This is a genomic window from Methanomassiliicoccales archaeon (genome assembly GCA_013415695.1).
Lineage (GTDB): Archaea > Thermoplasmatota > Thermoplasmata > Methanomassiliicoccales > JAAEEP01 > JAAEEP01.
The window spans coordinates 1-9,316 of the sequence record JAAEEP010000033.1 but is presented as its reverse complement, the minus strand read 5'-3'; the positions used below and the strand labels follow the sequence as shown (position 1 = coordinate 9,316).

The 9,316-nt window shown below is 51.4% G+C and carries 4 protein-coding genes; all 4 read left to right on the top strand.

The features are described from left to right. Window positions 1-30 precede the first annotated feature (30 nt). Entirely contained in the window at window positions 31-237 is a 207-nt protein-coding gene (locus tag GKC03_09910) for a hypothetical protein (protein NYT12840.1), read from the top strand. A gap of 204 nt (window positions 238-441) precedes the next feature. After that, complete coding sequence (locus tag GKC03_09905; GenBank protein NYT12839.1) at window positions 442-6,606, top strand: hypothetical protein; 6,165 nt, start codon at window positions 442-444, stop codon at window positions 6,604-6,606. 428 nt (window positions 6,607-7,034) lie between these two features. After that, entirely contained in the window at window positions 7,035-7,610 is a 576-nt protein-coding gene (locus tag GKC03_09900) for a hypothetical protein (protein NYT12838.1), read from the top strand. A gap of 463 nt (window positions 7,611-8,073) precedes the next feature. Then, the coding region (locus GKC03_09895) for a hypothetical protein (protein ID NYT12837.1) at window positions 8,074-9,316 on the top strand (1,243 nt) is incomplete at its 3' end.

The following is a 9,316-nucleotide window of genomic DNA, read 5'->3' as shown; positions in this document are numbered from 1 at the left end:
GTCAACGGGACATTCGATGGGGATTCCCCAGTGGAGATCCTGGTCATAACTGAGTCGGAATCGGAGATACCCCCAAGGGTTATCGGAAGACTTGAGGAGAGACTTGGCAGAAGATTTGTCTTCAACAATTATTCGTTAGACGAGTGGTTGTATCTCAGGGATGCGGGAGATCCGATTTTCAATCACGCGAAGGAAGAGTATCTTCATCTTTTTGGTGAATCCTTGGAGGATCCGTGATAGATCGTCATTGAAATCAATGATTTAATGGATTCTTCATGTCAGAAAATTATATGCTCCCTGAGAGAGAATTGAATCAGAAACTTTGAGGAATATGGCTCATGATTAAATCATCTATCAATAGATATGGGGGTAAACATAATGGGGAAACCTGGCATTGTTCCATTAAGAGAGAAACACAATCAAGATAAAAAGCTTCGTTTAATGATCACGGTGGCCGCTATAGGAGTTCTTCTAATAATTTCCAGTCTGGTTACGGTTGCCTGCTGTCATGATACAATGATCGGAACATCAATTGATTCGAACATCAATCCAATCGATGACGGTCCTCAAGATTCACTTCCTCATTCTGCATTGGCAGACGGTGTAGAGAACGGTGACGATGTTGAAGATTATGAATCCCTGGGAAGCACGCCATCGACCTTCATCAGGGCGACCTCAGCGTCACCTGTAACCTTGGATCCTTCCATAGCCTATGATGCAGCCTCGTACGAGGTAATCCAGAACGTCTATGAGACCCTGATATGGTATGATGAAGGAAGCACCATAGATCTCGTTCCAATGCTGGCGACCGAGGTTCCTACTGTTGAGAATGGTGGGATTTCAGCGGATGGATACAACTATACTTTCCACATCAGGGAGGGAGTATACTTCCATGATCTCACGATGCTGAATGGATATGATGTCGAGTACTCGATAGAAAGAGTGCTGACGATGAACGATCCTGAAGGTCCGTGCTGGACACTTACCCAGATACTATATGAGAACTGGCCCGGGCCCGGTGAAGAGCTTGACCCTGGCAAGGTGGATTCTGCCGTCACAGTTAACTCAACCGATCCGTTCGAGGTGACCTTCCACCTGTACACGCCATACTCCCCATTCCTACAGGTTCTGGCCATGCCCCTTGCATCGATCATTTCGATGGACTACGTCGAGGCTCATGGTGGCGTTGTTGCCCTTGAGCAGAATGAATGGATGAGGACCCACGAGGCGGGAACGGGACCATTCTACCTCTCCAATCTATCAGAGACGAACGTTACTCTCAGCAGGAATACCAACTACTGGAGAGAGGTGTCGGAACTAAATCAGGTCATCATCATGAGTGTAGCGGATGCCGAGGTAAGAAAGCAGATGCTCATCAACGGAACGGTGGACAGTGCCGAACTTTCCCATATGACAAGAGATGAACTCATCTCAAATCCCGATCTGAAGATCGTTGAGGGTTTACCCACATTCGAAATGGAATTCCTTGGATTCAATTGGAACATGTCCGGTGTCGTTGACACTGGTAATGTGCCGGCAGACTTCTTCACGGACTACAACGTGAGAAGGGCTTTCGTCCACTCCTTCGACTACGATAACTTCCTGGAGAACGTCTGGAGGAACACCACCATACAGCCTAATGGACCGATCCCGCTAGGAATGTTCGGTTTTGATCCATCTGTGCCCAACTATACTATGAATCTCAGCCTTGCCGCGGATTTCCTGAACGAGACGTCATACGGTGCTACTGGTTTCAACATCATCCTGTACTACGACGCTGGCAATGATGAGAGAGAGACCGCCTGCTTCCTTCTCAAGCAGGGTCTTGAGTCGGTACCGATCGCGGGAGAGATCAACGTCACCATACAGGCTCTTGACTGGCCTACTTACCTCGATGCGGTCTACGACAAGGGTCTCCCCATATATTTCCTTGGATGGGGTCCGGATTACGCTGATCCTGACGACTACGTCAACCCGTTACTGCACAGTGATGGTCCTTTCCCCTACTTCCTGAGCCTCTCCAACTCGACCCTCGATCTGATGATCACAGAAGCAGCTAGCGAATTGAACAGCACGCTCAGGGCCGAGATGTACTTGAACATATCCAACGCGGTGTACGAGAACGGATACTGCCTATGGACGGCCCAACAAACGAGCTTCCATGTTGAGCGCACTTGGGTGACAGGGTACTACTTCAACCCGATGTACGGTGGTCTTTACTACTATCCACTTGGATTGGACAGGGACCCCTCTGAGCCTCTGAACTTCACCCTTCGCGCTTATGTGGACAGGATCGAACTCGATTGGGACCCCCCGATGGATAGCGGGGCATACAACCTCACAGGTTACAAGATCTACAAGGGGGACTCTGAATCATCGATGATCGTCATCGAACAATTGGACAACTCAACGACCAACTGGACCGACTACGATTTCACCGATGGCGAAAGCCTGTACTATGCGGTCGCTGCGGTGAATGAGATGTTCGAGGGCAACATGAGCGAGATTCTTCACATACATGCCCCCGATAAACCCGGTCAGATCGCCAGCTTCGTAGCCGTATCTGGAAACGGTACGGTCGAGCTCTGGTGGGCAGAGCCTTTCAGCAATGGGACGATTGGTATCGATCACTACAACATCTATCGCGGACTCTCGATCGGGGAGATGATGCTCGTCGACACTGTGAGTGACCCTTCGCTACGATATCTCGATCTGAACGTGACGAACGGAGTCACATACTACTACTGCATCAGTGCGGAGAACGCCAAGGGTGAGGGCGAGCTAAGCGTCGTCCGAACAGCTAGACCGTTGCCCGTCGTCGATCACGACCCGATTAGGATCAACAATGATACCGAATTGATCTCCATGGCGGCGATGAAGGGATGGTCTGGCAATGGTTCACAATACAACCCAATTCATATCACAAGCCTCTCGATTGATGCGGGATTGGCTTCCAGCGGCATCTACATCGGGAACGTTTCTTTGTACTTCCGGATCACCGAGAGCAATGTGATGAACTGCACCCTGCTCTCTCCCTCGATCATCGAAGGGGCGGTGACCATCTTCAACTCATCGAACGGCCTGATTTGGAACTGCACGTTTGACCAATGCACTTTTGGTGTGGTCGTCCGTAACTCTACGAACATCGGCATCCAGGTATCCCTGATGAACTCCAACGTGTACACCCATATCTACGTCAATGGATCGAATGATGTTCTTATCGGGAATAGCACCATGCTGCTGTCCGATTATGGTGTCATATTCGATCACTCCAATGATTGCATCATAGAGGCCAATTCCATTGTTGGAATGGGAGGTGAAACATGCAGCTCGATGATCATAGGTTATGGATCAAATTATTCGATCCGGTACAACCAGATCGATCGATGCTACCGTGCCATCATGATGGGTTTTGTCTCGAACGCTCACGTCCATGACAACCATATCTCGAACATCTCCCAGATGGGTATATCGATAGCGAATTCTGAGCAATGCACGATAGAGGACAACACGATCGATTCCACGGATGATGATACAGTCGGCATTGGTGTCTCCGGAGACAACATGGAGATCAGAAACAACTGGATTGATGGGCTGTTCGTCGGAATAGGAGTATCCTCATCGACCAATGTCTCGATCGAATCCAATGTTATGGTGAATGGAACGGGAGCTGGGATCGAGCTCACCCAATCTTCTGCTATCACGGTCAGCGAAAACACCTGCTCGAATGGCTATGGTGGAATATTCCTCTACGAGATGGAGAACTGCACCCTGTGGAGGAACAACATCTCGTCCAATGGATTCATCGGGCTCGAGATGTACGACTCGGTCAACATAACCGTGTTCGAGAGCATCTTCGAGAACAACGCGGAATACGCCGTGATGGTCGTTGGCGGAGGAGAGAACCATTTCACCTGGAACTCGTTCGAGGGGAACAACGGCGCATCTGACAGCTACTCTGTCGATCACGTTCAGGCATACGATGATACGGGAACGGACCTGTGGAACCACACGGTCGGCAATTACTGGTCGGATTGGACATCCCCCGATGTCAATTCTGACGGCATAGTGGATGTCCCTTACATTCTGGACGGTGGTTCTCTATCTGACCAACTCCCCATGACCTTGGATCCGTATCTACCGTCTGTCACCTTTGCTCATCCCCTGGAAGGAATGTACCTAAAAGTCTCAAGCCAGACCGTCCGGTGGATAGGGGAGATCGACATAGGCGAGATCGATCACTACATGATCAGCCTGGATGGAGGAGAGTGGATCGATCTGGGGCTCAGCACCTCGTACAATACCTCCGATCTCTCGGAAGGGGAGCATGAGTTCGTTGTGAATGTGACAAGCTCATATGGATATTCAGCCACCGCATCGGTCCACTTCGTCATCGATATCTCGGATCCAACCTTGCATTTCTCCTCGCCCTCTGAGGATGCGATGTTTAACATGAGCAGCGTCCAGCTAACCTGGATCGGTGAGGATCTAGTTAGCGGAATAGATCACTACGAGATCAGATTGGACGGTGGCGAATGGGTAGACGTCGGAACGAACACATCGTACCTCGCAGAATCCTTGACGGAGGGGTGGCATAATGCGGAATTGAGGGCGTTCGACAATGCCACCAATCTCGCGAACGATACCGTGGACTTCTTTGTCGATTCCACCGCCCCATCAGTGCTGTTCGGTTCCCCATCTGAGGGTGCGATGTTGAACACGAGCACCATCCAGCTCGCCTGGACTGGTGAGGATCTCGGAAGTGGAATAGACCACTACGAGATCAGATTGGACAGTGGCGAATGGATAGACGTAGGAATGAACACCTCGTTCCTCACAGAATCCTTGACGGATGGGGTGCATAGGGCAGAGGTAAGGGCGTTCGACGGTGTCAACAATTCCATGAACGATACCGTGAACTTCATGATCGATACCATCGCTCCTTTGGTCCAGATCCTCTCGCCATCCTCAGGGGCCATCATCACTAATACCTCGCTGGACGTCGAGTGGCAGGGCAGCGATGCCGTATCCGGGATCTCCAGCTACTTCATCAGCATCGATGGGAGCGACTGGATCGATCTGGGTCATGCGACCTCGTACCACATCTTATCGATGGATGAAGGGGAACATGAAATAATGGTCAGATCTGTGGACAACGTGACCAATGAGGCTAATGCCACCATAAGCTTCCTTATCGACATATCTGAGCCTACCCTGACCATTGGATCGCCCCTCGAGGATGCTGTATTGGACTCATCTGATGTCGTCATCGATTGGTCTGGACAGGATGAGTGGAGCGGTATCGATCACTTCGAGATCGGCTTGGATGACCTGTCCCGGATCGATGTCGGAACTTCAAACTCGTACGCTTTTAGCGATCTAACCGAGGGGCTTCACACAGTGGAGATAGTGGCGTACGATAAGGCTGGTTTCACCACCTCGAGATCTGTCAATTTCACGGTGGATACCGTTGCTCCCGAGATATCGTTCATCGAGCCAACTGAAGGCTATTGCCTGAACTCCTTGGATGTAGTCGTAACTTGGACCATGACCGACCTGAACTCCGGTATATCACACTGCGAGATCCGTCTGGATGATAACCAAGGGTTGAATATTGGATCGAACACCTCGATATCGCTGACAGGACTGGAGGAGGGGATCCATGATCTGGTGCTGACCGTCCACGATGTTGCGGGCAACTGGGCCAGCGTCGCGCTGGGCTTTACGGTGGATACCATTGCACCGGTGGTCAATTTGCTGTCCCCGGTTTTCGATGAAGACTGGGCAGAAATCCGCTGGACTGGTTCTGACGACGGTTCAGGAATGGACCATTACGATATGCAGCTGGATGATGGAAATTGGCAGGACATGGGACTTTTGACCAGGGCGGACCTCATCTCCTTGTCAGAGGGAGAACACCATCTCATGGTCCGTGCGGTCGACCGGGCGGGGAATGTGAGGGTGAGCAACACCGTCAGCTGGCTGGTGGACACTACCTCCCCCACGGTGGTCAGCTACTCACCACAGGGATCGGAGGTCCCGCTCAACACGCAGATCATCTTGATCTTCTCGGAGAACATCAGCTCCTGCACCGTCTTCTTTTCACCAGGTGGCATTGGAGCCTCTATCCATTACAATGGATCGGTGGTGGTGATCGTCCTTACAAATGAACTTTGGAGGGCGACGAACTACACCGTATCGATCAACGCGCAGGATCTGAATGGAAATCCCATGGAGCACGAGTGGTCCTTCAGCACCCACAGCAAGGTCCTGATCTGGGGCAAGGTGATGGATAGGAACAGCTTCCCCATATCCGAATGCAACATCACGATAGGAGATCAAGTGATAGCGAGCACAAATTCCTCCGGTTACTTCCAGTGCGAGATCGAGGGGGGCAACTACACGATCATGATCGAGAAGGAAGGATTCAAGCTCGTGACTAAGTCAATTGCAGTGACAGAGGGAGAAGAGTTCAACCTTGGTAATGTTTATCTTCAGGAAGAAGCCGATGGTGAAGGCGATCAAGTACTTGTCCCTGTGGCAGCGGTGATCGCCGTTGTGGTAATCGCACTTGGTGTTGGACTCCTTTGGATCAGGAGGCGGTAATGAAAAGATAGTTCGTTCACGTCAAGTATCGAGATTACCCAGTCGCACACGCTGGAACTTAGATCAGCAAACTGCGATCGAACCAGAGGTGTTCATCCCTTAAGATCTTGGAGAACGGTGAATCCTTCCAGCAAGCGACATGGTTATTCTCAGGATTTCCAATGAGTTGTTTTCGAAAGTAAGCTGATAATAGTGTTGACTCACATTGTAATATTGTGGAGAAACAAGAAGAGCGACCTCTGAATCATTCAAGCGTCCCCTCCGACGACGCTTTCATATTTTCCGTGGTCAAGAATAGTGGTTTATCAACATTCGGGGTCAATGATATCGCCCATCTCAGTGGATGGGATAGAAACAGGATTAATAACACGCTCACTTTATTGCTGAGAACGGGGACTTTGATAAGAGTCAGTAGAGGGCTATACACAGTGACCGAGAATATCACAGAGAACATCTTTCAGATCTCCACCGATCTCGTCAAGCCCTCGTACATCAGCTTCTGGACGGCACTATCCCACTACGGCTTCACCGAGCAGCAGGTGAGGAATATCCAGCTTGTGTCAACAAAGCAGATCGGAAAGATGACCATCGGGGATTTCAGGGTGGAGGTCATCACCTTAAAACCCTCACACTATTTCGGCTATGTGAGAGCAGATGGCTTCGTCATAGCCGAACCAGAGAAGGCCTTGATAGATGCGCTTTCGCGACCGGATCTGTGTGGCGGCCTGGATGAGTTCACGAAATGCCTTGAACAAGCGTGGACCGGTCTGGAGGAAAGCAAGCTGCTCCATTACGCGATCAGGTTCGACAATAGATCCCTTATCTCTAGGCTGGGCCATCTGATAGAGGCGCTCGGATTGGAGACCAGGGAGATTGGGAGGCTCCTGGGCAAGAGATCGAGATCCTACGTGCCTCTCGATTCGAAAGCGAAGGGGTCGGGCGAATATGATAAAGTATGGCGGGTGATCGTCAATCACAAGATCGAGAGACAGAGGATCCGATGATCTCTGTGGAGCAGTTCAGGTACATCTCGAGGAGAACGGGGCTGAGCCTTTATCACTAGGAGAAGGACTACTTCCTGAATGAGCTACTATCATTGCGGGTTCCTACATGCGTTCTCGAAGATGCACCGTCCTCGTCATAGATTGAGAATACGCTCGATAGAAAGGGAAATCCGGTTGGAAGATTCGATACTATGATCGCCGCTATATGCATCAGTAATGAAGCGCAGATCGCGACACTCAATCGAAAGCATTTCGACAGGTTGAAGGATTTTGGACTGAGGGTATTCGAGCTTTGAGATATTCATTAGTGAATTCTCCTCTTGTGGTCTCTGAGTCCACTCGACGGGGGAGGAAGGAAAAAATAGATATCTTTCTGAAATTCATGACATACAGTCGGGTATCGATATTTTCCGACCTTTGGAACGGTATTTAGACAAATAATGGGGGGGACGATTCGGCGGGCATGAATCCACATGGCCGTAATCCTGAGAGGAGAAAGACTAATAGACCATTGCTCAGGGGAACCTCTTGCGCACTGATCATTCTCATGATGCTTGTTTCCATCCTCGTGCCCATATTGCCAGTCGATGGGGCTCCTGTGCCCACCATCAAACTGACATCACCCGATGGCGGAGAGGATTGGTTGGGAGGAAGTAGCCATGCGATCACCTTCACTACTTCTGGGGTTGAGGGGGCGGTGGTTCTCTTCTACTCGACCGACGGCGGGATGGCCTTCCCCAACAGGATCGGCGAGAAGGAGAACACCGGTGGAAGCCAAACTTACCTGTGGACGATTCCAAACAACATCAACTCCACCAAGGTCCTTGTGAAGGCGGAATGGCGCTCCCAGCCTTCTGGGTTCTTCATGCTGATCGCCGAGGACACCAGCGACTATTATTTCTCCATCACCCCTGGGGTCCAGCTTCAGTTCACCGAGGTCCCCACGCTCATGAGCAGCGGAAGCCACTACCTCATCAAGTGGGGGCTGTACGACGGCATTGGTGTGGTGGGCTCCTTGGACATGATGGTCCGCTACCGTGTCGACGGTACCTGGGGGACATGGACCGCATTGGGTGGTGGCTACTACGATATCAACATCACCCAGGGCGGTTGCTGGTTCAACCCACGCTACTACGAGCAGGCCCAGGGGCAGCTGAGGATCAGAGCCTGGACCGAGCTTCCCGGCGGCTCCTTGGTGACGGAGGCTGACAGCATCGAGTTCGATATCAGGTCGCCATGGATACAGCTGATCTACCCCAACGGAGGGGAGGCCCTGGTCAGCGGCCAGACCTGCAGCATAAGGTGGGCGACCGCCGAAGATCCCGGAGGGGAGATCACAGGAATAGCCATCGAGTACTCCGTGAACGCGGGGGCCGATTGGATCATCATCGCCGCTGGCACCGGAAACGACTTCGTCTACGACTGGACCGTGCCCGCGGGCGATTATGACCAGGTGCGGGTGAAGGTCATCGCCCTTTACTCGGAGTTCGCCCATCTCGCCAATGACAGCAGTGACGGCGACATCCGGATAATCCCCAACGATGACATCCCATCGGTGAGCCTGATAAACCCAAACCCCTACGTACCGGGGAGCCTGGTCTACCGGGGAGGGGAGGTATGCAGCATCGAGTGGAGTGCCACCTGCTTTTCCGGAGGGATCTACGATTTCAGGATATTCCTATCCCTGGACAACGGTACCAGCTGGA